Origin of the sequence: Lactobacillus sp. ESL0680 (assembly GCF_029392855.1) — a bacterium.
Classification (GTDB): domain Bacteria; phylum Bacillota; class Bacilli; order Lactobacillales; family Lactobacillaceae; genus Lactobacillus.
Genome location: NZ_CP113945.1, coordinates 490,849 through 515,877 on the forward strand (window position 1 = coordinate 490,849; position 25,029 = coordinate 515,877).

Annotated in this window: 20 protein-coding genes; 19 read left to right on the forward strand and 1 reads right to left on the reverse strand. The window is 41.6% G+C overall.

Going from position 1 to position 25,029, the window contains the following annotated elements:
- Positions 1-113: 113 nt before the first annotated feature.
- The 6 genes from OZX58_RS02490 to OZX58_RS02515 all read left to right on the forward strand — a co-directional run bounded on the left by OZX58_RS02490 (position 114) and on the right by OZX58_RS02515 (position 6,991).
- Positions 114-842 carry an SDR family NAD(P)-dependent oxidoreductase gene (locus tag OZX58_RS02490; RefSeq protein WP_277141331.1) on the forward strand — a complete coding sequence of 243 codons (729 nt, stop codon included), beginning with the start codon at positions 114-116 and terminating at the stop codon, positions 840-842.
- A gap of 67 nt (positions 843-909) precedes the next feature.
- Entirely contained in the window at positions 910-1,983 is a 1,074-nt protein-coding gene (locus OZX58_RS02495; protein WP_277141332.1) for a RodZ family helix-turn-helix domain-containing protein, read from the forward strand.
- A gap of 28 nt (positions 1,984-2,011) precedes the next feature.
- Complete coding sequence (gene pgsA / locus OZX58_RS02500; protein WP_277141333.1) at positions 2,012-2,572, forward strand: CDP-diacylglycerol--glycerol-3-phosphate 3-phosphatidyltransferase; 561 nt, start codon at positions 2,012-2,014, stop codon at positions 2,570-2,572.
- Between the two features lie 274 nt (positions 2,573-2,846).
- Positions 2,847-3,953: a recombinase RecA gene (recA, locus tag OZX58_RS02505; RefSeq protein ID WP_277131213.1), complete on the forward strand. Its 1,107-nt coding sequence runs from the start codon at positions 2,847-2,849 to the stop codon at positions 3,951-3,953.
- A gap of 131 nt (positions 3,954-4,084) precedes the next feature.
- A complete protein-coding gene (rny, locus tag OZX58_RS02510; RefSeq protein ID WP_277141334.1) occupies positions 4,085-5,716 on the forward strand; it encodes a ribonuclease Y in 1,632 nt (543 codons plus the stop codon).
- Between the two features lie 114 nt (positions 5,717-5,830).
- Positions 5,831-6,991 carry an MraY family glycosyltransferase gene (locus OZX58_RS02515; RefSeq protein ID WP_277141335.1) on the forward strand — a complete coding sequence of 387 codons (1,161 nt, stop codon included), beginning with the start codon at positions 5,831-5,833 and terminating at the stop codon, positions 6,989-6,991.
- 18 nt (positions 6,992-7,009) lie between these two features.
- Here OZX58_RS02515 and OZX58_RS02520 read toward each other — a convergent pair whose 3' ends face one another.
- Positions 7,010-7,669: a YigZ family protein gene (locus OZX58_RS02520; protein ID WP_277141336.1), complete on the reverse strand. Its 660-nt coding sequence runs from the start codon at positions 7,667-7,669 to the stop codon at positions 7,010-7,012.
- A gap of 45 nt (positions 7,670-7,714) precedes the next feature.
- Here OZX58_RS02520 and OZX58_RS02525 point away from each other — a divergent pair, with 45 nt between their 5' ends.
- The 13 genes from OZX58_RS02525 (at position 7,715) to uvrA (ending at position 24,979) form a co-directional block, all read left to right on the forward strand.
- A complete protein-coding gene (locus OZX58_RS02525) occupies positions 7,715-8,998 on the forward strand; it encodes a helicase-related protein (RefSeq protein WP_277141337.1) in 1,284 nt (427 codons plus the stop codon).
- Positions 8,995-9,684: a ComF family protein gene (locus OZX58_RS02530; protein ID WP_277141338.1), complete on the forward strand. Its 690-nt coding sequence runs from the start codon at positions 8,995-8,997 to the stop codon at positions 9,682-9,684. Before OZX58_RS02525 ends, OZX58_RS02530 begins: the two co-directional genes overlap by 4 nt.
- A gap of 84 nt (positions 9,685-9,768) precedes the next feature.
- A complete protein-coding gene (raiA, locus tag OZX58_RS02535) occupies positions 9,769-10,317 on the forward strand; it encodes a ribosome-associated translation inhibitor RaiA (protein ID WP_277141339.1) in 549 nt (182 codons plus the stop codon).
- Positions 10,318-10,448: 131 nt separating this feature from the next.
- Positions 10,449-12,848 (forward strand): preprotein translocase subunit SecA, encoded by a 2,400-nt coding sequence (gene secA / locus OZX58_RS02540; RefSeq protein ID WP_277141340.1) that lies wholly within the window; start codon positions 10,449-10,451, stop codon positions 12,846-12,848.
- A gap of 69 nt (positions 12,849-12,917) precedes the next feature.
- Positions 12,918-14,034, forward strand: a protein-coding gene (gene prfB, locus OZX58_RS02545; protein WP_277141341.1) for a peptide chain release factor 2 whose coding sequence is annotated in 2 segments (ribosomal slippage) — positions 12,918-12,989 and positions 12,991-14,034 — 1,116 coding nt in all. Because the reading frame shifts where the segments join, the coding sequence is not laid out codon by codon here.
- Between the two features lie 8 nt (positions 14,035-14,042).
- The gene (locus OZX58_RS02550) at positions 14,043-14,312 is read left to right on the forward strand and encodes a hypothetical protein (protein ID WP_277141342.1); all 270 of its coding nucleotides are present in this window, start codon (positions 14,043-14,045) and stop codon (positions 14,310-14,312) included.
- Positions 14,313-14,330: 18 nt separating this feature from the next.
- A complete protein-coding gene (gene hprK, locus OZX58_RS02555; protein ID WP_277141343.1) occupies positions 14,331-15,293 on the forward strand; it encodes an HPr(Ser) kinase/phosphatase in 963 nt (320 codons plus the stop codon).
- Positions 15,290-16,126, forward strand: a complete 837-nt coding sequence (gene lgt, locus OZX58_RS02560; protein WP_277141344.1) for a prolipoprotein diacylglyceryl transferase — start codon at positions 15,290-15,292, stop codon at positions 16,124-16,126. The genes hprK and lgt overlap by 4 nt, the downstream gene beginning before the upstream one ends.
- Positions 16,127-16,157: 31 nt before the next feature.
- Positions 16,158-17,177: an NAD(P)H-dependent glycerol-3-phosphate dehydrogenase gene (locus OZX58_RS02565; protein ID WP_277141345.1), complete on the forward strand. Its 1,020-nt coding sequence runs from the start codon at positions 16,158-16,160 to the stop codon at positions 17,175-17,177.
- A 57-nt stretch (positions 17,178-17,234) separates the two neighbouring features.
- Entirely contained in the window at positions 17,235-18,161 is a 927-nt protein-coding gene (gene trxB, locus OZX58_RS02570; RefSeq protein WP_277141346.1) for a thioredoxin-disulfide reductase, read from the forward strand.
- Between the two features lie 112 nt (positions 18,162-18,273).
- Complete coding sequence (locus OZX58_RS02575; protein WP_277141725.1) at positions 18,274-19,998, forward strand: phospho-sugar mutase; 1,725 nt, start codon at positions 18,274-18,276, stop codon at positions 19,996-19,998.
- A gap of 96 nt (positions 19,999-20,094) precedes the next feature.
- Entirely contained in the window at positions 20,095-22,137 is a 2,043-nt protein-coding gene (gene uvrB / locus OZX58_RS02580; RefSeq protein WP_277141347.1) for an excinuclease ABC subunit UvrB, read from the forward strand.
- Positions 22,127-24,979 carry an excinuclease ABC subunit UvrA gene (gene uvrA / locus OZX58_RS02585; RefSeq protein ID WP_277141348.1) on the forward strand — a complete coding sequence of 951 codons (2,853 nt, stop codon included), beginning with the start codon at positions 22,127-22,129 and terminating at the stop codon, positions 24,977-24,979. The genes uvrB and uvrA overlap by 11 nt, the downstream gene beginning before the upstream one ends.
- Positions 24,980-25,029: the final 50 nt, after the last annotated feature.

The window sequence follows — 25,029 nt, forward strand, 5'->3', positions numbered from 1 at the left end:
ATTAACTCGAACATTGTGATTGTAAAAGTGTAGAATTGGACAAGTAATTGTTATATAATTTGTAATGCTGTACAAATTAATGGCTCAGAATTGGGCAGAAAAGGAATGTTAGAATGCAGCGAGCAATTGTGTTTGGCGCTACTGGTGGAATTGGACAAGCTATTTGTGCGGATTTGGCACAAGATGGCTGGTCGCTTTATATTCATTGCAGTCAAAATTGGCAAGCGGCTTGCGAGTTAAGCGAAAACTTGACTAAGCAGTATCCCCAGCAAGATTTTATTCCAATTAAACTTAGTTTTTTGGTTGATGACCGGGAGTTACAAACTTTTGTAAAAGGATTACTGCCAATTAATGCGGTTGTTTTTGCCCAAGGCATTACCGATTATAACTTTGTCAGTGGGCAAGACTTACATAAGATTGACCAAATTATGCGTGTAAATCTAACAGTGCCAATTAAGTTGACTAGCTTGCTTGAGCCGCTTTTGATTAAAAATGATTTTAGCCGTATTGTCTATATCGGCTCGGTTTATGGCGGTCAAGGCAGTGCAATGGAGTCTGTTTACAGCAGTTCAAAGGCTGGCTTAACACGCTTTGCTCAAAGCTACGCGCGTGAAGTGGCATCAGCTAATTTGACAGTTAATGTAATTGCTCCCGGCGCGGTTAATACACCGATGAATGCAATGTTTGCACCGGAAACAATGGAGGAAGTCAAAGGTGAAATTCCTGCTGGCAGACTAGCTGAAGGCAGTGATATTTCATTTTGGGTCAAGACTTTACTCAGTCTTCGTTCTGGCTATTTAACAGGTCAGACGATTTATGTCAGCGGTGGCTGGCTGTTATAAGTGTGAAAAAAAGTAGTAGTATATGTTATACTCTAGTTGTTAGTGGAGAATTTTTAAAGAGGTAACTATGGCAGATATCGGAGATAAATTACGCAGTGCCAGAGAGGCAAAGGGACTTTCAATTGCAGATATTGAAAAAGCAACCAAAATTCAAGGTAGATATCTGACGGCAATTGAACAGAATGATTTTGATAAACTCCCTGGTGATTTTTATGTGCGGGCCTTTATTAGACAATATGCACAGATTGTCGGCTTGGATGGTAAACAGTTATTAAGCGAATACCATCAAGAAGTTCCTGCAGCCCAACCAGACGAATACGTTGAAGATTCGATTGATAATAAGAGCGAAGAAGTTCGTAAGACAACCAGCAACAAAAAGAAATTGTGGAAGAATTATTTGCCACGGATTATTGTTGGTCTGGGAGTAATTGTTGTGATTTTGGTTTGTTATGTGGTGTACGCCCATTTTTCAGCAAGTCATAATCAAACTACTAACCCAGATAATGGGGTTTCGATTTCTTCAGAAAATACCAATAAAGCTAAGAAAAAGAAGCCAGTTGCAGTTAATCCAGTCAAGATTAAGGAATTAGCTGCCAACCAATTCCAAGTTACTGGCTTGAAGAATAATCGTAATTTAGTTGTGCGTGCTGGTGACCAAAGTATTACAGTCACGATTTCTGTTAATGGTGTTAGACAAGCATCTCAAACTTTAGCAGCTGGACAAAAGCAAACAATTGCCATTCCTACTGATGCCCAAAATGTTGGCGTTACGCTGAGCAATGCGTCAGGAACTAAGGTAACTGTTGGCGGTAAGAAAGTACCATATGATGCCCAAAATGGCAGTTTGAGTTTGACCTTATTGATTGGCGAACAACGTAGTCAAACTACAAGTCAATCAAATTCAACTCAAAGTAACCGGACAAGTACCAATAGCGGTACAACTGGTTCAAGTTCTAATTCTAGTCAATCTACTAATAGTTCAAACAATCAGACTACACATAGTACGACTACTAATAATACTGCAGAGCATAATCAAACTACCCAAAATAATGGTCAGAGCAATAACCAGACTAATACCACTAATAATGGCAGTCAGTCTGATAGTTCAACTCACTCTTCAACCACTAACAATGGCAGATAATTATCGAATATAGGAGAAGTAGTAGAGAATGAATTTACCCAATAAATTAACTGTTTTTAGAATATTTTTAATCCCAGTCTTCGTGTTAATCGTCATGTTTGGCGGTGATGCAAGTGTCCAAGTTGCTGGCAGTACAGTCTATTGGCGGTTAGTAATCGCCGCAGTTGTGTTTGCTGTAGCTTCTGCAACTGATTGGTTTGATGGTCACATTGCCCGTTCGCGTAATATGGTAACCAACTTTGGTAAGTTTGCCGATCCGTTAGCCGACAAAATGTTAACAATGACCGCCTTTATTATGCTGGTTGAATTAAAATTAGCACCAGCTTGGGTGGTAGTTATTATTGTTTGTCGTGAGCTTGCAGTTACTGGTTTACGGTTGATTTTGGCAGAAAACAAGGGTCAGGTAATGGCTGCGGCAATGCCTGGTAAGATCAAAACAACTTGCCAAATGCTGTCAGTTATTTTCTTACTGATTGGTGATTTTTACCACATTGGAACGATTCTGCTCTACTTGGCATTAATCTTTACAATCTATTCAGGTTGGGATTACTTCCATAGTTCATGGGGCGTTTTTAAGGGCTCAATGTAATTATAAATAAATTTAAAAGACGCTGACTTGGTTAGCGTCTTTTTGTATACTTTTAAAATCGCCTAAGGATGCAACATTTTTGCTTAATTAATTCTTACTTGTTAGCATTAAATTAATAGAATTGGTAAAAATGGCAACTTTTTTCGCAAAAAAAGATAATTTTGGCGTATTTAATAATGCGGGATAAAAGAATAAACATTTGTTCGGTTTTCCTTGCAAATAAACAAGAAATCAAAGTATAATTAATGGGTATTAATTAGAGGAGGAAAATCGCTTGGCCAAAGACGAAAAACAAAAAGCACTGGAAAGTGCATTGAAAAAAATTGAAAAGAATTTTGGTAAAGGCGCCGTAATGCGGATGGGCGACAAGGCTGATACTGAAATTTCGACGGTTCCGTCCGGTTCGCTGGCACTTGATGCGGCTTTAGGTGTTGGCGGTTACCCACGAGGAAGAATTATTGAAATTTATGGACCTGAATCTTCTGGTAAGACGACGGTTGCTTTGCATGCTGTTGCCGAAGTGCAAAAACGCGGCGGCACGGCTGCTTATATTGATGCTGAAAACGCAATGGACCCAGCTTACGCCCAAGCTTTAGGTGTTGACGTTGACGCGCTTATTTTGTCACAGCCAAATACTGGTGAAGAAGGCTTGCAGATTGCGGATACTTTAATTGCTAGTGGGGCAATTGATATTTTAATTGTCGATTCTGTTGCTGCATTGGTACCACAAGCTGAAATTGATGGTGACATTGGGGACAGTCACGTGGGCTTGCAGGCACGATTAATGAGTCAGGCATTGCGAAAGCTTTCCGGTAATATTAATAAGACCAAGACCATTGCGATTTTTATTAATCAAATTCGGGAAAAAGTTGGTATTATGTTCGGTAATCCTGAAACTACACCTGGTGGTCGCGCCTTGAAGTTTTATTCAACCATTCGTTTGGAAATTAGACGAGCTGAAAAGATTAAACAGACTGGCGGCGATATTACTGGTAACCGGGTAAAAATTAAGGTGGTTAAGAATAAGGTTGCGCCGCCATTTAAAGTTGCTGAAGTCGACATGATGTATGGTCAAGGGATTTCTCAAAGTGGGGAATTACTTGATATGGCAGCTGATAAGGATATTATCGCTAAGGCGGGTTCGTGGTATTCATACAATAATGAGCGGATCGGCCAAGGTCGCGAAAATGCCAAAAAATATCTTGAAGAACACCAAGATATTTATGATGATATTCAACATCAGGTTCGAGAAGCTTATGGTATTGATGAAAAATCAATCGCTGATCGTGAGGATCCAGAAAAAGTTAAGGCTAACAAGCCGAAAGATGAAACTGCAACTAAGGATTCTTCCCAAAAAGAAGCCGATAACAAAAGCGAATAGAGTTGAAGAAATTGACCTTGACCTCGGAATTTGAGGCAAGGTTTTTTTCTTGTTCATTGACATGTGTGCCGTGGTTCTTTATCATTAATATTGTGTGAATAATCTAAAAAATAAAAAAGGCGATAGTAATCATGACAAATATAATTTTGATTCCCGTCGCGGTTGCTATTATTTCAATTATAATTGGGTTAGGAATTGGTTACGCAATTCGTAAGAACATTTGGGAGAAAAATGCCCAAAATGCGCAAAATGATGCCGACCATATTTTAACCGATGCAAAAGCACAGGTTGCTGCTGCAAGGACTGAAGTTAATGCCCAAAAGCAAGCAACAGAAGCCTTAAAGCAGAGTGCTGAAAACTCTAAAAAAGAGAAAATTCTCGAAGCTCAAGAAAAAATTCAGGATTATCGGCAAAAAGTAGAAGACGAATTAAATGTTAAGCGTGATGAGATTGCGCGTGACAATAATCGTTTGAAACAACGAGAAGATACCCTCGATCACCGAAATTCTTTACTTAAAGAGCAAGAGGATGGACTCAATCAAAAAAAGGATCAATTACAGAAGCAGCAGGAAGAACTTGATATTAAAGTTAAGGCTGCTGCTGAATTAGTCGATCAAAGACAACAGAAATTGTATGAAGTCGCGCACCTAGACAAGCAGCAGGCTAAGAAGTTGGTTTTGGACCAATTAGCCGATCAGCTAGTCAAGGAGCGGGCAACAATGATTAAGACCAGTAATGAAGAGGTGGCTGCTAAAGCTGACCATTATGCTCGTCAAATAATCATTGATGCGATTCAGAGTAGTTCGGCGGATACAGTTGCCGAGACTACTGTATCTGTGGTTGATTTGCCTAATGAGGAGATGAAGGGACGAATTATCGGACGTGAAGGTCGGAATATTCGTTCATTTGAAGCGCTAACAGGAATTGATTTAATTATTGATGATACACCAAAGGTTGTTACTCTTAGTGGGTTTGACGCGATTAGACGTGAGATTGCTAAACGGGCAATGGAACGGCTGGTTAAAGACGGTCGGATTCACCCTGCTCGCATTGAGGAAACAGTCGACAAGGCGCGTAAAGAAGTCAATGATGATATTTATGAGGCTGGTGAAAGCGCATTAATGGAACTTGGGATTCACAGAATGAATCCTGAATTGGTTAAGACGCTCGGACGCTTGAAGTATCGTACTTCATACGGACAAAATGTACTGGGTCACTCAATTGAGGTAGCTAAGCTTGCCGGCACAATGGCAGCAGAATTGGGATTAAATGAAAAATTAGCGGTACGCGCGGGATTATTACACGATATTGGAAAAGCCATCGATCATGATATTGAAGGTTCACACGTTGAAATTGGTGTGGAATTAGCACGGAAGTATCATGAATCAGATGTTGTTGTTAACGCAATTGCAGCCCACCACGGGGATGTGCCGAAGTTGTCGTTTATTGCTGAACTAGTTGTTGCAGCAGATACGCTTTCTTCGGCAAGACCAGGTGCTAGAAGCGAAAGTTTGGAGAACTATATTAGACGGTTGACCGAACTTGAGCAGATTGCTAAGCGGTACGATGGAGTCAAGCAGGCTTATGCCATTCAGGCTGGACGTGAAGTTCGGGTTATGGTAGAGCCAGAGAAGATTTCAGATGATCGAATTACCGTTTTGGCACGTGATATTCGGAATCAAGTTGAAAAAGAACTTGATTACCCTGGTAATATTAAAATTACTGTGATCCGTGAAAAACGGGTTGTAGCAGTTGCAAAATAAAGTTAAAAGCTAGGTTTGTAAGAACCTAGCTTTTTTCGTTGAATAGCCTAATTTGTGCATTTTTGCCCAAGCCTGTATAATTAAAAGCAACTAAATTATGAAAGTAGCCAAATTATGTTTAAAATTATTGTTGAATTATTCTTTTTGGTAATCATTCAGGCAGCCATTACGCCGTTCATCAGAAGATTGGCCTTTGTGCTTGGTGCGGTTGATAATCCTAATGCCAGACGCGTAAATAAGACTCCAATGCCAACTTTAGGCGGGCTCGGGATTTTTGTAACCTTTAATATTGGGGTTTTCGTGCTATTGCGGGAACAATTTCCCACTCATGAGTCATTCAGCATTTTGCTGGCATCAAGTGTGGTTGTATTGACTGGGATGATTGATGATATTTTAGAATTAAAACCCCGGCAAAAAATGTTTGGTATTTTTGTTGGCGCACTAGTAATTTACTTTTTGGGCGGCATTAAGATGAATGTCCTTAACGTTCCGTTTATCAATAAGCAAATTAATTTGGGCTGGTGGAGCCTGCCGATTACTATTTTTTGGATTTTGGCTTTGACTAATGCCGTCAATTTGATTGATGGCTTAGATGGTCTAGCTGATGGGGTTTCAATGATCTCCTTGTTCACAATGGGAATTGTTGGCTATTTTTTCTTGCATACACGACAATTGTATATTCCAATTGCGTGCTTTATGCTTGCGGCGTGTTTATTAGGCTTTTTACCGTATAATTTTTATCCGGCAAAAATGTTCTTGGGTGATACAGGCGCGCTGTACATTGGCTTCATGATTGCAGTTTTGTCACTTAAAGGATTAAAAAATGTCACCTTTATTTCTTTGCTGGTGCCAATTATTATTTTAGGAGTGCCAATTACTGACACAATTTATGCAATGATCCGGCGCAAATTAAATAAGCGGCCAGTTTCTCAGGCTGATAAGCACCATTTGCACCACCAGTTAATGCGGATGGGGCTGACGCACAGGCAAACAGTGTTAACAATTTATGCTTTGTCGCTGATTTTTTCCTTTATTTCGCTGCTGTTTCTTCTGTCACCGAGTTGGGGAACGTGGCTGCTAATTATTGGCCTACTGCTTGCCCTAGAATTGTTTGTGGAATCAATTGGGCTATTGGGTGAGAAGTATAAACCGTTCTTGCATTTGACGCAAAAGATAATTAGTGCACGCAGTACTAAGGATCCAACAGTCGAGGTTTGGCATCTGGGACAGGATAAGCCGGAACAATTAAAACATCAAAACGACAAAAAAGACTAGAATTGAATCTAGTCTTTTTTATTTTTCATGATAATTATGTGCATTAATTAGTAGTTCGTTGTAACGTTTTTCGCCATTACTAAAGGTTACTTTGCCAGCAAGCAAATTAGTTAATGCTTTTTCTAAGTCAGCTTGGTCGTGTTCATCGATAAAAAGATGAATGGCAATGTCAACACCATAGTCGATTTTAGCAACATAAACCTCTTTTTGTTTCAAAAAATGGTCTACTTCATCAAAACGGTTGTAGGTAACATGAAAAATCACTTCTTGCTGGCGAACGCGTTTCACAACCCCGATTGCTTGGGCACCTTCACTGACACTGTTGGAATAAGCTCTGATTAAGCCGCCGGCGCCAAGCTTGATACCACCAAAATAACGGGTGACAACAACGGTGACGTTTTTTAAGTTCATTAGCTGCAGCGCCTTTAATTCAGGCACTCCGGCAGTTCCAGACGGCTCGCCATTGTCGCTGGCTTTGACGTGGTCATCATTTAGACCGATTGTGTAAGCAAAGGTATTGTGGGTGGCATCATGGTATTTTTTGCTGGTTGCTGCAATGAATTCTTCGGCTTCATCAATAGACGTAGTTCTTGCCAAACTGGCAATAAAACGGCTTTTTTTGATAATAATTTCATGGTCGCCGTTTTCTTTAATTGTTAAATAATTTTCGTTAGTCAAAAAATTTTACCTTCTTTTTGCGTAATTATTAATGGAGGCAGCGAAATGGAAGATTTAACGAACCTCGCGGGTCGCCAATGGGTTGGCGGTCAAGAGGATTTTAGCACAAATACAGCATTGACGAAAATTGCGGCAATCACAGCTGGTCGGTGTAATCGCTGCGGGGCAAAGGTCAAGGCGCGATTGCCCAACGGTAAAAAATACTGCCGTGCGTGCTTAAATATTGGGCGAATTGTTGAAGGCGATTATTTGTGGCGTAACCAGATGAAAGTGGATTTTCCTGTTTCCCAAGACGGCGGCTTAACTTGGACTGGCGAGTTGACTAGTCTGCAGGCACAAATTTCACAGCAGTTAGTTAGTAATTTTAATAGGCGTCAAAGCACCTTAGTTCACGCTGTAACAGGTGCGGGCAAGACGGAAATGTTATTTGCACTGCTGGCTGAATGTTTGAAGTTGGGTCAGCGGGCGTGTATTGCTACGCCGCGGATTGATGTTGTAACTGAGTTGTATCCCAGATTGCAGGCGGCATTTGCCCAAGTCGAAATCGGTGTGTACCATGGCCGCAAGTATCAAGAACCGGGACTAGAGCAGTTGACGATTTGTACGACGCACCAATTGCTAAAATTTTATCAAGCCTTCGATTTGTTAGTGATTGATGAAGTTGATTCCTTTCCTTATGCTGGTAATGACCAGCTTCATTTTGGTGCGCAAAAGGCGGTAAAAGAAAGTGGCGTGCGGGTTTATTTGACCGCAACGCCAACTGCAGATTTATTAACACAAGTAAAGTTAGGACAGCTGCAAATTTTAAAATTAAACCAGCGTTTTCACGGTGGAAAACTTCCAGTCCCAAAAGAAAAATTGTTTTTGCGGTCATTTTTAAATCGGGGTAAGCTGCATCCTAAATTGTTGGCAGCGATTTTGGCAGCAATTGAAGAAGGACATCCTTTGCTATTATTTGTTCCCAGAATTGAGCAAATTTCCTTGTATCTAGCGGCAATTAGGCGGGAAACAGAGTTAGCTGATGTTGCAGTGGCGGGGGTTTATGCTGCCGATAAAAAACGGCTAGAAAAGGTAGAGCAATTTCGCCAGCAGCAACTGCAGATTTTGGTAACTACAACGATTTTGGAGCGCGGGGTAACATTTAAACATGTTTGGGTAATTATTCTTGCCGCAGATGACCAAATTTACACTCCAGCTAGTCTTGTGCAAATAGATGGTCGTGTTGGGCGAGCGCAAGATGATACTGATGGCTTAGTGCTATTTTGTTATCACAAATATACGGCAAGTTTGCGCAGTGCAATGAAACAGATTAAGGAAATGAATCGATGAACAGCTGCTTATTATGCGGACAACAATTTGCCCCAGCTGTATCTTTACGGCAGTTTTTTTCATGGCGAAAAGTGCACGTGCAGCGCATCTGCATACAGTGCCGCGCTAAATTTCAAGCTTTAACAGATCACAGGTGCCAGGTTTGTACTGGTGAATTAGCGCAAAATGACGTATGCCTAAATTGCCGTACTTGGCGAAAAATTTATGGCTCCAGCTTGCTGCACCACCATGCTGCTTTACGCTATAACGGTGCTGCTCATGACCTGATGGTTAATTATAAGCGCTATGGCGATTATGTTTTAAGAGCTGTACTTCAGGAATTGTGCTATCAAGAACTAAGGCAAATTAAAGCAGATTATTATGTTCCGATTCCGACTTCTGCCGCACATCTTGCAAAGCGCCAGTTTGATACAATTAGCGCTATTTATGATGATATAGTTCCATTAACGCCAGCTTTACTTAAAGTTAGTGATTGTGGTGCTCAAGGGTCCAAAAATCGAACAGAGCGTTTAAGAAGCGAGCAAACTTTTGGAGTTAACCATGATTTGGCATTTGATTTTAAGCAGCGCAAAATTTTACTTTTGGATGATATTTATACTACCGGGAGAACCTTGTATCATGCGCGGGATGCACTGTCGGCTGTTTTTCCGGCAGCTAGGATTGAAAGTTTTTCAATTTACCGGTAGGTTATTTCTTGTTTAGCGCTTTCAAGTTTTGTTATAATATAAATAACGAAAGGCTGCTAAGCAGCTCGAAAGGAGAATCTCATTATGTTAAAGTATAATGTTCGTGGTGAAAATATCGAGGTAACTGACGCTTTAAGAAGTTACGTGGAAAAGCGGCTAAAGAAATTAGAAAAATATTTTGAATTAAATCAAGACATGGTCGCTCATGTTAATCTAAAAGTTTATCGCGACCATACGGCTAAAGTTGAAGTTACTATTCCACTGCCATACTTAGTATTGAGAGCTGAAGATACAACCGATGATATGTATCGCAGTATCGACTTTGTTTCCGAAAAATTGGAGCGGCAAATTAGAAAATACAAGACACGGGTAAACCGTAAAGGCCGTGAAAAGGGAATTAATGATTTCTTTGTCGAAACTCCAGAGGAAGAGCAGAAAGAAAAGCCTGTCAGCGAGTTTGATATTGTCCGTAATAAGCAAATTGGCTTAAAACCAATGAGTCCTGAAGAAGCAATTTTGCAAATGAACATGTTGGAACATGACTTCTTTGTCTTTCAGGATGCCGAAACTAACGGTACAAGTGTTGTTTACCGCAGAAATGATGGCCGATATGGCTTAATTGAAACTAAATAAAAATAATAATTTGTTGGCGAGGGCCCCACATTTAATGTGAGGTCTTTGTTTTGTTTATTTTTCATTTTGCGTTAATCATGGTAAAATTATCATGTGTTTTTATACTTAAGTACAATTTAAGGATCGATTTAATGGTAAACATTTTAAAGAAACTATATAACAATGATAAACGAGAACTAAAAAAGTTCGAAAAGATAGCAAGCCAAGTTGAAAGTCACGCCGATGAATACGACAAACTTTCTGATGAGCAATTAAAGGCTAAGACGCCAGAATTTCAAGAACGGCTGAAGAAGGGCGAAGACCTAGATGCAATTTTGCCAGAAGCCTTTGCAGTTGCCAGAGAAGGTGCTAAGAGAGTTTTGGGCTTATATCCATTCCACGTTCAAATTTTGGGTGGGATTGCCTTACATTTTGGTAATATTTCCGAGATGATGACTGGTGAAGGTAAGACTTTAACTGCCACCATGCCAGTTTACTTGAATGCCTTGACTGGTAAGGGAGTTCACGTAGTTACGGTTAACGAATACTTGTCAAGCCGTGACGAAGAAGAAATGGGTCAATTATACAAGTGGTTGGGTTTGACAGTAGGCTTGAATCTGAACTCAATGGCGCCAGATGAAAAGCGGGCTGCTTATAATTGTGATGTTACTTATTCAACTAACTCTGAATTAGGCTTTGATTACTTGCGTGACAACATGGTTGTTTACAAGGAACAGATGGTTCAAAGACCGCTTAATTACGCAATTATTGATGAGGTCGACTCAATTTTAATTGATGAAGCCAGAACACCGCTGATTATTTCCGGCGAAGCTGAACAAGCTAATGGTGATTACATTCGTGCCGACAGGTTTGTTAAGACGCTTCAAGAAGATAAAAGTGATGACGACGCTGATGATGACAAAGATTACGGCGATTACAAGATTGATTGGCCAACCAAGACAATTTCACTGACACGGACAGGAATTGAAAAGGCTTGTGAGCATTTCGGCTTGAAGAACTTGTATGATGTCGAAAACCAAAAATTGGTTCACCATCTTGACCAAGCATTACGGGCTAACTACATCATGCTCAAGGATATTGACTATGTTGTTCAAGAAGGCGAAGTTTTGATCGTTGACTCATTTACTGGTCGGGTAATGCAAGGTCGGCGTTATTCTGATGGTCTGCACCAAGCAATCGAAGCCAAGGAAGGTGTTAAGATTCAAGAAGAATCAAAGACACAGGCAACGATTACTTACCAGAACTTTTTCAGAATGTACAAAAAACTGTCAGGAATGACTGGTACTGCTAAGACCGAAGAAGAAGAATTCCGTGAAATTTACAACATGCAGGTAATCACGATTCCAACCAACCGGCCAATTGCCAGAATTGATAAGTCAGATATTTTGTATCCAACTTTAGATTCAAAATTCAGCGCCGTTGTTACTGATATTCAACAGCGTCATGAAAAGGGTCAGCCTGTTTTGGTTGGTACGGTAGCTGTTGAAAGTTCGGAACGGTTGAGTAATCTTCTGAATCGCGCTGGTATTCCGCATGCAGTGTTGAATGCGAAAAACCACGCTAAAGAAGCTCAAATTATCATGAATGCTGGTCAACGTGGTGCCGTAACCATTGCGACGAACATGGCCGGTCGTGGTACTGATATTAAATTAGGGCCTGGCGTTAAAGAATTAGGTGGTCTGGCTGTTATCGGAACTGAACGGCATGAATCACGAAGAATTGATAACCAGCTTCGTGGTCGTTCAGGCCGTCAAGGTGATCCTGGTGTAACGAGATTTTACCTATCACTTGAAGATGACTTAATGAAGCGCTTTGGTGGCGACCGAGTTAAGGACTTTTTGGACCGCTTGTCAGATAATGATGACGAGAAGGTAATTGAAAGCCGTCTGATTACACGGCAAGTTGAGTCTGCGCAAAAGCGGGTTGAAGGTAACAACTACGATACGCGTAAGCAAACTCTGCAATATGATGACGTCATGCGGATTCAGCGTGAAATTATTTACGGTGAACGGATGCAGGTAATTGGTGAAGAAAAATCCCTGAAGGATGTTTTGGTGCCAATGATTAAGCGGACAATTAACAGTCAAGTTGATATGTTCACGCAGGGTGACCGTAAGAAGTGGCGTCTGGATTCATTACGTGACTTTATCGTTTCTAGCATCACCAGTGAAGAAGCGGCTGATAAGTTTAACTTTAAGACTGTGACAGTGCCGGAATTGAAGCAAAAACTCTATGATATTGTTGAAGCCAACTTTGAAGAAAAGGAACAGGCTTTAGCTGATCCATCAGAAATGCTTGAATTTGAAAAGGTTGTTATTCTGCGAGTGGTTGATGACCGCTGGACTGACCACATTGATGCCATGGATCAATTACGGCAATCAATTAGTTTGCGTGGTTATGGTCAACTTAATCCGTTAGTTGAATATCAAGATTCAGGTTACAACATGTTTGAAGAAATGATTTCAAATATTGAATTTGACGTAACTCGGTTGTTCCTGAAAGCTGAAATTAGACAAAATCTTAGCCGGTAATAACGGGTTTAAGGGAAAGCAAGAGTGCTTTCTCTTTTTTGCTGGTAAACAAAAGAAAAGGACTAGACAATGGAAATTAGCGAAATTCAAAGTGCGCTAGACGAATTAAAAAAGCGGCTAGATCACTTTAGGGGGTCTCTTTGACCTTGAATCAATTGATGAAAGTATTGCCGTAAATGAAAGCAAGATGCAGGAGCCGGGTTTTTGGGATAATCAAGAAAAGGCCCAGCAATTAATTGCTGAGAATAATCTGCTCAAGGAAAAACGTGACTCCTTTATTCATTTGCAAGAAAATTACCAAAATGAAGTAACTGCTCTGGAATTATTGCGGCTTGAGCCCGATCAGGATTTGCAAGAAGAAGTTGAAACTGACTTAGTTAAACTGCAGGATGAGTTTCATGATTATGAAATGGATCTGCTCTTATCGGGTAAATATGACAATCACAATGCTTTACTGGAAATTCATCCGGGTGCGGGTGGTACGGAAGCAATGGATTGGGCGGCAATGCTGCTTAGAATGTATCAGCGGTATGCTGATACACGTGATTTTAAATTTGAAATCAATAATTATGAACCAGGTGAAGAAGCTGGTGTCAAAAGCGTCAGTGTTCGAATAACAGGGAAGAATGCCTACGGGCTATTGAAGTCTGAAAATGGTGTTCATCGCTTAGTGCGGATTTCCCCGTTTGACTCTGCTAAGCGCCGGCATACGTCGTTTGCTTCAGTTGAAGTTATTCCTGAAATTGATGACAGTATCAAAATCGACATTAATCCTAAAGATTTGCGAATTGATGTTTACCGTTCAAGTGGTGCTGGTGGTCAGCACATCAATAAGACTTCTAGTGCGGTCCGGATTACCCACCTGCCTACGGGCTTTGTGACAACTTCACAGGCACAGCGTTCACAGCTGCAAAACCGCGAAACGGCAATGAACGAATTACGTGCCAAGCTTTTTCACCTAGAAGAAGAAAAGAAGCGTCAGCACAAGCAGGAGCTTAAGGGCGACCAAAAAGAAATTGGTTGGGGCTCACAAATTCGTTCTTACGTTTTTCATCCTTATAATTTAGTTAAGGATTTGCGTACTGGCTATGAAACTGCCGATACTAGTGGTGTAATGGATGGAAAGCTGCAGCCATTTGTCTATGCATATTTGCAGTGGCTGCTTAGTCAAGACAATCCAGAATAGGTGAAAAAATGAGTTTTTGGGGAATAGTTGGTTTAGTATTAGGTGCAGCAATCATCCTGATTCTGCTATTTGCATTCTTTCATATTTTATTTATGCTCCTGCCAGCAATTATTGTAATTGCTTTGATTATTTGGCTGATTAATCATTTTACTAAAAACGATGATAATGAAAATAAGCCAAGTGGCACTAGCAGTAATTGGACAGGCTGGCGTGATAATCAGAACCAGACTAAACGAAAAAAAGCGCGCAATGTCAAGACCAAGGATGTTGATAAATAAACTATCGAGGCAGTTAAAATGGTAAATGCTGTTAAATTAGAAAAGTTAATTCGAGATAACAAGATTATTCATGTTGCTCATGGTAAGCAGTATGTTGCGAATACAGAAATTACTGTGTCGGATATTTACCGGCCAGGGTTAGAGTTAACAGGTTATTTTGACTTTTATCCTAAGCAGCGAATTCAGCTGTTAGGGCGAACAGAGATTTCTTATTCAGCAAGGCTGGATCATGAGAGCCTTGTGCGAGTTTTTAATAAAATGTGTACACCGCAAACGCCCTGCTTTTTCATTTCGCGGTCGCTGCGAATTCCGCGAGAACTTGTTGAAGCTGCTGATAAGGCACAAATTCCCATCTTAACGTCGCCGGAATCAACGACATACGTTTCGAGTATTTTGACTGAATATCTGCGTGAGCGGTTAGCTGTGCGTGATACAATTCATGGCGTTTTGGTTGAAGTTAAGGGCTTAGGTGTATTATTGACCGGCGATTCTGGCGTTGGTAAGTCAGAAACTGCCTTAGGTTTAATTCATCGCGGGCACCGGCTAATTGCTGATGACCGGGTTGATGTTTACCAAAAAGACGTTGAAACCGTAGTGGGCGAGGCACCAAAGATTTTGAAGCATTTAATGGAAATCCGCGGTATCGGTATTATTGACGTTATGGATCTGTTCGGTGTCGGCGCGGTAAAACGGCGTGCCAGCATTAGCTTGGTAATTAAGCTGGTTAATTGGGACAATAACGAGAATTATGATCGTCTTGGCTTTGAGGAGAGCAAGCGCGAGATTTGTAATGTCGAAATCCCCCAAATTACCATTCCAGTTAAAGTTGGCCGGAACATGGAAGATATTATTGAAATTGCAACCATGAATTTCCGTGCTAAAAAGTGGGGTTATGATGCCACGCAAACTTTTGATAATAATTTAACAGCCCTAATTGCCGAGAATTCCCAAAAAAATATGTCAGGAGATAAAGATAAATGACATTAGCAATTAATCCAGTTGCCCTTCAATTGGGTGGGATTAGTATTAAGTGGTATGGCGTTATCATGGCAGTTGCAATTGTGCTTGCAGCTTCAATGGCGATAATTGAAGGCAAGCGTCGGCAAATTGCAAGTGATGACTTTATTGACCTGCTGCTATGGGGCGTACCGCTGGGGTATGTTGGTGCCCGCATTTACTATGTGATTTTTGAATGGGGCTATTATTCGCAGCATCCGGATCAGATTATTGCCATTTGGAACGGCGGGATTGCCATCTATGGTGGCTTAATTGCTGGGGCAGTTGTTCTGTTGATTTTTTGCCATAAGCGAAATTTGCCACCATTTTTGATGCTTGACGTAATTACTCCGGGAGTTCTTGCAGCTCAAATATTGGGTCGGTGGGGAAACTTCATGAACCAAGAAGCTCATGGCGGACCAACAACCTTGTCCTTTTTACAAAGTCTTCATTTGCCGCAATTTATCATTACGCAAATGAAAATTAATGGGGTGTATTACCAGCCAACCTTTTTGTATGAATCATTTTTCAACTTAGTTGGTCTGGTAATCCTTTTAAGTTTGCGTCATCGCAAGCACCTCTTTAAACAGGGCGAAGTTTTCATGTTTTATCTTGGCTGGTATGCAATTGTCCGCTTTTTTGTTGAGGGACTGCGCACTGATAGTCTGTATTTAGCAGGCGGTATTCGCGTTTCGCAACTATTAAGTTTGGTGCTATTTTTAGTGGTGGTGGCATTATTTATTTATCGCCGAGTAAAAGTTAAGCCCAAATGGTACCTTGACGGCAGCGGCCTTAAGTATCCATATTCACGAGATTAAAAGTTATTATTAAAGAAAGTTAGGAATAAAAATGACAAAAGTTGCAGTTTTAGGAGCAGGTTCATGGGGAACCGTTTTGGGTTCAATGCTTGCTGATAATGGAAATGAAGTTGTCCTATTCGGCAATAACGAACAGGTCATTCACGAAATTAATGAGCAGCACACTAACTTGCATTACATGAAGAATTGGCAAGTTAATGAAACAGCTACGGCAACTGGTGATCTTGAAGCGGCTTTGGCTGGCGCTGAAGTTGTTTTGTTTGTTTTGCCAACTAGTGCAATCCGCAGTGTTGCCAAGAACGTCCACCAAGTTTTGACGGCAACTGGCAATAAACCATTATTAGTTACTGCAACTAAGGGAATTGAACCAGGAACCAAAAAATTGATTTCGGAGATTTTGACTGAAGAAGTTTATCCAGATGATACCGATAAAATTGTTGCGATTTCTGGTCCTAGTCATGCCGAAAGTGTTGCGCAGAAGGACCTAACGGCAATTTCTTGTGCTTCAACCAGCATGGAAAATGCCCAAAAAGTGCAAAAGATGATGTCTAATGATTACGTCCGCTTTTACACCAATGATGATTTAGTTGGTGTTGAAGTTGCCGGTGCCGTTAAGAACGTTATTGCGATTGCTGCCGGAATTTTGGTCGGTAAGCATTATGGTGATGATGCTAAGGCAGCCCTAATGACAAGAGGTTTAGCAGAAATTACACGGCTTGGCGTTAATTATTTTGGCGCTAAGCCGCTAACCTTTAGCGGCCTGGCTGGTATTGGCGACCTGATTGTTACTTGTACTTCTGTCAATTCTCGTAACTGGCGCTGTGGTAAGCAAATTGGTGAGGGTAAGAGCTTAGACTACGTTCTTGAAAATATGGGACAAGTGGTTGAAGGTGCTACAACAGTTAAAGCAGTCCACGAATTATGTGCAGAAAAGCAAATTGACATGCCAATTAGTGAGGCAATCTACCGGGTTTTATATGAAAATACCAACGTGGATGATGAAATTACCAAGATGATGGGTCGAAGTCCAAAGCAGGAAATTAGACTTTAAGCGGTTTCCGTTGTATAATTTACTTACTAAAAATAAGAAACTACTTGAGGTGAAATCATGGCAAAGAATTATGATGTAATTATTATTGGTGCTGGCCCCGGCGGGATGACTGCCGCTCTTTATGCTTCACGTGCCAACTTGTCAGTGTTGTTACTTGACCGCGGACTTTATGGCGGTCAAATGAACAATACTGATGCGATTGATAACTATCCTGGCTTCAGTGACGTTAAGGGTCCTGAACTAGGCGAAAAGATGTACAATTCAATCATGCGTTTTGGTACTGAATTTGAATATGGTGATGTGCAGTCAGTTGAACTTGATGGCAATACCAAGATTGTTAAAACTGATGCTGGCGAATATACTACTCAGGCCTTAATTATTGCAACTGGTGCGGATCACCGTCACTTAGGTGTCCCGGGTGAAGAAGAATATTCGGGTAAGGGTGTTTCTTATTGTGCCGTTTGTGATGCCGCATTCTTCAAAGATGAAGATATTGCAGTCATTGGTGGGGGTGACTCCGCAATCGAAGAGGGTATTTACCTTGCGCAGTCTGCAAAGTCAGTGACAGTTATTCACCGCCGCGACCAATTGCGGGCACAAGCGACTTTACAAAAACGTGCTTTTGCTAACGATAAGATGCATTTTATTTGGAATGCTGATACTGAGTCAATTGTTGGTGACGGACAAAAGGTCACTGGTGTAACTTATAAGGACAAGGAAACTGGTGAACAAAAGGAGCTAGCTACCCGCGGCGTATTTATTTATGTCGGGATGCTGCCGCAAACTGCCGCATTTAAAGACTTAGGTGTTTTAGACGATAAGGGTTGGATCCCAACCGATGAACACATGCAGACTAAGGTTCCTGGGGTATTTGCTTTAGGTGATGTTCGGGCAAAGGACCTGCGCCAGATTGCTAATGCAGTTGGTGAAGGCAGTGTAGCTGGACAAGAAGCATACAACTACTTACAAAATTTAAATGATTAATCTTAAGAATTCATCGGAAGATGAATTCTTTTTATTTACCAATGGTAATAAATGCTAAAATAGATTAGATGAAAACGAATTTATTGTGTGGAAATTGAGGTACATGACAGTAATGAATGCAGAGCAGACTTTTAAGGATTGGCAACAAGTTCAGAATATGCCGGATTATTTAAAACAGCAGCTGGCGACCTTGGGTCAGGATCCGAAATGGGTTGAAGATGCTTTTGGTCAAGAGATTAATTTTGGTACCGCGGGGATGCGGGGGAGACTGGAGCCAGGGACAAACCGGATAAATCTGTTCACAATTGAGCGGGTTACTGAGGGCTTGGCGCGATTAATTGATGAAAATGGTCTTGATGCGCAAAAACGCGGCGTAGTTATTTCATTTGATTCCCGGTACCATTCGCGGGAGTTTGCGGAAATTGCTGCACGTGTTCTAGGTGCACACGGTATTCAGGTTTACTTGTTTGATGACTTGCGGCCGACACCAGAACTCTCATTTGCGGTACGCTATCTGCACACTTTTGCTGGGATTAATATCACGGCTTCCCACAATGCCAAGCAGTATAACGGCTACAAGGTCTATGGTGCTGATGGTGCCCAAATGGGTCCAGAGAATGCGGCGCGAGTATTTGCCCATGCACAGCAGGTTAACGATATGTTCACGATTAAGGCAGCACCAGTAGCGCAATTGCGTGAACAAGGATTATTAAAGTTAATTGGTGAAGACCTTGATGAAGCCTACTTGGCTGAATTAAAAAACGTTAATGTTAATCCGCAGATGATTAAGGAAAATGCCGCTAAGTTAACCATTATCTACTCACCGCTTCATGGTACCGGAAAAATGATTTACGACCGGGCATTTCGTCAGGGCGGGTTTACCAATATTATTCCCGTTCCCAGTCAGTCGATTATTGATCCGGAGTTCCCAACTACTAAGAAGCCTAATCCAGAATATCGTGATGTGTTTGATCCCGGTGTGGCTTTGGCTAACCAGAAACAGGCCGATTTGATTATTGCAACCGATCCTGATGCTGACCGAATGGGAGCATGTGTGCGTGATGAAAATGGCAATTTTCAAGTTTTGACAGGTAACCAAATTGCGACGTTAATGGCGTATTATTTGCTGGTTAATTTGAAAAACAGCGGCAAGTTGACTAGTGATTATGAATTGATTACCTCAATTGTTTCCAGTCAAATGCCGTTGAAGATTGCCCGAGATTTTGGCATTAAAACCAAATCAGTTTTGACTGGTTTTAAGTTTATTGGTGAAGAAGTTGACCGGATGAACAAAGAGCATGACGGACAGTTCCTGATGGGCTTTGAAGAGAGCTATGGTTACCTGTTTAAGCCGTTTGCTCGTGATAAGGATGCCATGCAGGGCGCGTTAATGTTTGCGGAAGTTGCATCATATTATGCTTCACGCGGGATGACGGTTTTAGACGGCTTAAAAGAAATTTGGCAAAAGTACGGTACGTCTTATGAAATTACGCGTGCAATTGAAATGCCGGGAATTGGCGGCCAAAAGAAGATGGCATCGTTAATGAGTAAGCTGCGTGACGAGCACTTGACTGCAATTAATGGGATGTCAGTAATTAAAACGCAGGACTTTTTATTGCAGGAAGAAACGGTCAATGGGCAAACGCAGTCGATGACGGACTTGCCGAAATCCAACGTCTTAAAATACTTCTTGGCTGACGAGACTTGGCTTGCTTTGAGACCATCTGGTACTGAACCGGTTATTAAAGCCTATGTTGGTGTGAACAAGCCTGATATTAAGACTGCTGAAAGTGCCGCAGAAGATTATCAAACGGCTTTAGCAGAACTGTTAAAATAAGTTAAATAGCGTGCGAAAATATGTTCGCTGTAGTAAAATGGAATACATTAATAAAAGTTGGGCTTTTTGTCCAACTTTTTTACGAGGAGTCTTTTTATGATTAAGCGACAAGAAAAGCGTAAATTTGAACTTGTATCTAAATTTCAGCCTGCTGGTGACCAAGAACAGGCGATCCAGGAGCTAACTAAAGGCTTTAAAGCTGGCAATAAGGAACAAATTCTTGAAGGGGCAACTGGTACGGGGAAGACCTTTACCATGGCCAACATTATTGCTAATTTAAATAAACCCACCTTAGTTATTTCTCACAATAAAACATTGGTGGGTCAGCTTTATGGCGAATTTAAAGAATTTTTCCCGCATAATGCCGTTGACTACTTCGTGTCCTACTATGATTACTACCAGCCTGAAGCCTACGTGCCGCAGTCTGATACTTATATTGAAAAGGATTCAGCGATTAATGATGAGATTGATCAGTTGCGTCACCAAGCAACCAGCGACTTGATGGAACGCAATGATGTGATTGTCGTGGCCTCGGTTTCCTGTATCTATGGGTTAGGTGACCCGCATGAGTACGCGGCCAGTGTGATTACCGTGCATGAAGGTGAAGAATACGACCGCAATACTTTACTGCGTGACCTAGTTAATATTCAGTATGACCGCAATGATATTGACTTTCAGCGTGGGCGTTTTCGTGTGCGCGGCGATAGTGTAGAAGTTTTTCCAGCGGGGAACTCCAACCACGCTTATCGAATTGAATTTTTTGGTGATGAAATTGATCGGATTGTGGAAGTTGATTCGCTGACTGGCGAGGTAATTGGTGAGCGTGAGAGTATTTCACTGTTTCCTGCCACCCACTTTATGACCAATGATGAGCAGATGCGGCGAGCACTGAAATTAATTTCTCAAGAAATGAAATTACAGGTCAAGGAATTTGAAGGTGAAGGCAAATTACTGGAGGCTGAACGGATTAAGCAGCGGACGACCTATGACATGGAAATGATGGGTGAGGTTGGCTACACTAACGGAATTGAAAACTATTCGCGTCACATGGAAGGGCGCAAGGAAGGTGAACCACCTTATACGCTGCTTGATTTCTTCCCCGATGATTTTTTAATTCTGATTGATGAGTCACATGCCACAATGCCGGAAATCCGAGCAATGTACAATGGTGACCGTAATCGGAAGAAGACGCTGATTGACTATGGTTTTCGTCTGCCATCAGCCTTAGATAACCGACCGTTAAAATTGCAGGAATTTGAAAAACACGTTAACCAAATTTTATATGTGTCAGCTACTCCTGGTGATTATGAGTTGGAACGAACAGATCATAAGGTTGAGCAAATTATCAGGCCGACCGGTCTGCTGGACCCCAAGATTGACGTTCGACCAATTGAAGGTCAGATTGATGATTTGGTCGCAGAAATTAACAAGCGCATTGACCAGAATGAACGAGTTTTTGTGACCACGCTAACCAAAAAGATGGCGGAAGACTTAACGGATTACCTCAAGGATCTGGGAATTAAAGTCCAATACTTGCATTCAGATGTTAAAACGCTGGAACGAATGCAAATTTTACGGGATTTACGCTTAGGCAAGTATGATGTATTGATTGGTATTAACCTCTTGCGTGAAGGAATTGATGTGCCTGAAGTTTCTTTGGTGGCAATTCTGGATGCGGACAAGGAAGGCTTTTTGCGAGCATACCGACCGCTAGTGCAGACGATGGGTCGGGCTTCACGTAATCAAAATGGTGAGGTTATTATGTATGCGGATTCGATTACCGATTCAATGCGGGAAGCAATCGAAGCAACGCAGCGTAGACGTAAATTGCAGATTGCCTTTAATGAGGAACACGGGATAACGCCAACAACAATTGTCAAACCGATTCGGGATACAATTTCGGCAACAAAAACAGCAGACGATGAACCTGACAGTGATAGTTTTGCCGACCTTAACTTTGATGAGCTGACTGCTAAGCAGAAGAAGACCATGATTTCTGATTTGCGTGAGCAGATGCAGGATGCTGCTAAGAAGCTGGACTTCGAGGGGGCAGCTACCTTACGGGATGCAATTATGGAATTAGAAAATTCAACGAGAAAACCGATTAAGAAAAAGGGAAAAACATTAAATGGCAAATGATAAAATCGTTATTCGGGGGGCGCGTGAGCACAACCTCAAGGATATTAATTTAACAATTCCAAAAGATAAAATGGTGGTCATTACTGGCCTATCAGGTTCTGGCAAGAGTTCACTAGCCTTTGATACCCTCTATGCCGAGGGACGCAGACGTTATGTGCAGTCATTGTCTAGTTATGCCCGGCAATTTTTGGGACAAATGGATAAACCTGATGTTGATTCGATTGATGGTCTAAATCCAGCAATTTCGATTGACCAAAAGACGACGTCGCATAATCCGCGCTCAACTGTCGGAACAGTTACGGAAATTAATGATTATTTGCGTTTGTTGTGGGCGCGTGTTGGTCACCCAATCTGTCCTAATGATGGAACGTTGATTGAGCGCCAATCAGCACAGCAGATGGTTGACCGTATTTTGGCATTACCTGAGCGGACCAAAATTCAATTATTGGCGCCGGTTATCAGGGCAAAGCGTGGTGAACACAAAGAAGTGTTCAAGCGTGTCCAACGAGCTGGCTATGTGCGGGTGATTGTTGACGGTGAGATGCACGAAATTAGTGAGAACTTCAAGTTAGCTAAGAATAAGCGCCACACGATTGATATTGTGGTCGACCGGTTAATTGTCAAAGAGGGCATTCGCTCACGACTGTTTGATTCTGTTGAGGCAGCTCTCAGATTATCAGACGGCTATATGAACGTTGATGTTATTGGGGACAAGATGTTAAACTTTTCAGAATATTACGCTTGTCCTAAGTGTGGTTTTACGGTTGGCGAAATGGAACCGCGACTCTTTTCTTTTAACGCGCCGTTTGGTGCCTGTCCTGATTGTGATGGTTTAGGAATGAAGCTGTCAGTTGATGAGGATTTGGTTATTCCCGATAAGAGCAAAACCTTGGCCGAAGGTGCAGTTGCACCGTGGAAAAATTCTAAATATTACGGTGAGATGCTGGCGCAAGCCTGTGCAGTATTAAAAATTCCGTTAGACAAGCCATTTGCTAAATTAACTAAAAAGCAGCAAGAAACGATTTTACATGGTTCAACGAAAGAAATTAAATTTCACGTTACCGGTGATTTTGGCGTTAATGATACTACTGCTCCATTTGAAGGTGCAATGGAAAACGTTGAACGGCGCTATCAGCACCCAATGTCAAAATTTATGCGCGATGTGATGGGTAAGTACATGACCGAACTGACCTGCTCAACTTGTCATGGTAAACGGCTTAACGAAAAGGCACTGGCTGTTAAGGTAATGGGCAAGGACATTGCTGAGGCCTCGGAACTGGCAATCAATAAGGCCTTAGACTTCTTTAATGGGGTTAAGCTGGATGAACAAGAAACAATAATTGCCAAACCTATCTTAAAAGAAGTCCGTGATCGCTTGAATTTCTTGAATAGTGTTGGTTTAGATTATTTAACTTTATCGCGATCGGCTAATACTTTATCCGGTGGGGAAGCGCAGCGAATTAGGCTGGCTACCCAAATTGGCTCAAACTTGTCGGGTGTTATGTATGTCTTAGATGAACCGTCGATTGGCTTGCACCAGCGTGACAATGACCGCTTAATTGCCGCCTTAAAACGGATGCGCGATTTAGGCAATTCATTAATTGTGGTTGAGCACGATGATGAAACGATGCGGCAGGCAGATTATCTGATTGACATGGGGCCTGGAGCTGGTACTTATGGCGGCGAGGTAATGGCTGCTGGTACGCCAAAAGAGGTTGAGGCTAATCCCAAATCGCTGACGGGTCAATATTTAACTGGTAAAAAGTTTGTTCCGGTTCCGCTAGAGCGGCGCAAGGGCAATGGTAAAAAAATTACGATTACGGGAGCTAGTGAAAATAACCTTAAAAATATTAAGGTTGATTTTCCTTTGGGCAAGTTTATCGTGGTTAGCGGCGTATCAGGCTCTGGTAAATCTACTCTAATCAATATGATTTTGAAACGGGTACTGGCACAAAAACTAAATCGCAATCAAACGAAACCGGGCAAGTATAAGAGTATTAGCGGTTATCAAAATATTGAAAAAGTGATTGATATTGACCAAAGCCCAATTGGACGCACACCGCGCAGTAATCCGGCAACTTATACCAGTGTCTTTGATGATATTCGGACGCTTTTTGCCCAAACAAATGAAGCAAAATTGCGCGGCTATACTAAAGCGCGCTTCTCGTTTAATGTTAAAGGCGGCCGCTGTGAAGCCTGTCATGGTGACGGAATTATTAAGATTGAAATGAACTTTTTGCCGGATGTTTATGTTCCGTGTGAAGTTTGTCATGGCAGTCGTTATAATTCGGAAACTTTGGAAGTTACTTACCGCAAGAAGAATATCGCCCAAGTATTAGATATGACGATTAGCGAAGCCTGTGACTTTTTCAAGAATATCCCTAAGATTGCCCGCAAATTACAGACAATTGTTGATGTGGGCTTAGGCTATGTTAAATTAGGGCAATCAGCAACAACCTTGTCAGGTGGTGAAGCCCAAAGAATGAAGCTGGCAGCTGAATTACAGAAATTGTCGACAGGCAAGAACTTCTATATTCTTGATGAGCCGACAACGGGCCTGCATACGGATGACATTAAGCGGCTGCTTGAAGTGTTACAGCGGTTAGTTGATGAAGGCAACACTGTTCTGATTATTGAGCACAACCTTGATGTAATTAAAAATGCCGACTGGCTGATTGATCTTGGCCCTGAAGGCGGCGAAGGCGGCGGCAATATTGTTGCCACGGGTACTCCTGAACAGGTTGCTGAAGTTGCAGCTAGCTATACTGGGCAATATCTCAAGCCAGTCTTGGTTCGCGATACAGAATTGACAAAATTAGCGGTTAAAAAGAAAGCTAAATAACATTTAATTATTTGTTCAGAAGTGTACAATAAAGCACAAGGAGGACTGAA

Bases quoted from the DNA above. Each gene is read 5' to 3' on its own strand.
- OZX58_RS02490 (WP_277141331.1), top strand. From the start codon at position 114: ATGCAGCGAGCAATTGTGTTTGGCGCTACTGGTGGAATTGGACAAGCT.
- OZX58_RS02495 (WP_277141332.1), top strand. From the start codon at position 910: ATGGCAGATATCGGAGATAAATTACGCAGTGCCAGAGAGGCAAAGGGA.
- pgsA (WP_277141333.1), top strand. From the start codon at position 2,012: ATGAATTTACCCAATAAATTAACTGTTTTTAGAATATTTTTAATCCCA.
- rny (WP_277141334.1), top strand. From the start codon at position 4,085: ATGACAAATATAATTTTGATTCCCGTCGCGGTTGCTATTATTTCAATT.
- OZX58_RS02515 (WP_277141335.1), top strand. From the start codon at position 5,831: ATGTTTAAAATTATTGTTGAATTATTCTTTTTGGTAATCATTCAGGCA.
- OZX58_RS02525 (WP_277141337.1), top strand. From the start codon at position 7,715: ATGGAAGATTTAACGAACCTCGCGGGTCGCCAATGGGTTGGCGGTCAA.
- OZX58_RS02530 (WP_277141338.1), top strand. From the start codon at position 8,995: ATGAACAGCTGCTTATTATGCGGACAACAATTTGCCCCAGCTGTATCT.
- raiA (WP_277141339.1), top strand. From the start codon at position 9,769: ATGTTAAAGTATAATGTTCGTGGTGAAAATATCGAGGTAACTGACGCT.
- secA (WP_277141340.1), top strand. From the start codon at position 10,449: ATGGTAAACATTTTAAAGAAACTATATAACAATGATAAACGAGAACTA.
- OZX58_RS02550 (WP_277141342.1), top strand. From the start codon at position 14,043: ATGAGTTTTTGGGGAATAGTTGGTTTAGTATTAGGTGCAGCAATCATC.
- hprK (WP_277141343.1), top strand. From the start codon at position 14,331: ATGGTAAATGCTGTTAAATTAGAAAAGTTAATTCGAGATAACAAGATT.
- lgt (WP_277141344.1), top strand. From the start codon at position 15,290: ATGACATTAGCAATTAATCCAGTTGCCCTTCAATTGGGTGGGATTAGT.
- OZX58_RS02565 (WP_277141345.1), top strand. From the start codon at position 16,158: ATGACAAAAGTTGCAGTTTTAGGAGCAGGTTCATGGGGAACCGTTTTG.
- trxB (WP_277141346.1), top strand. From the start codon at position 17,235: ATGGCAAAGAATTATGATGTAATTATTATTGGTGCTGGCCCCGGCGGG.
- OZX58_RS02575 (WP_277141725.1), top strand. From the start codon at position 18,274: ATGAATGCAGAGCAGACTTTTAAGGATTGGCAACAAGTTCAGAATATG.
- uvrB (WP_277141347.1), top strand. From the start codon at position 20,095: ATGATTAAGCGACAAGAAAAGCGTAAATTTGAACTTGTATCTAAATTT.
- uvrA (WP_277141348.1), top strand. From the start codon at position 22,127: ATGGCAAATGATAAAATCGTTATTCGGGGGGCGCGTGAGCACAACCTC.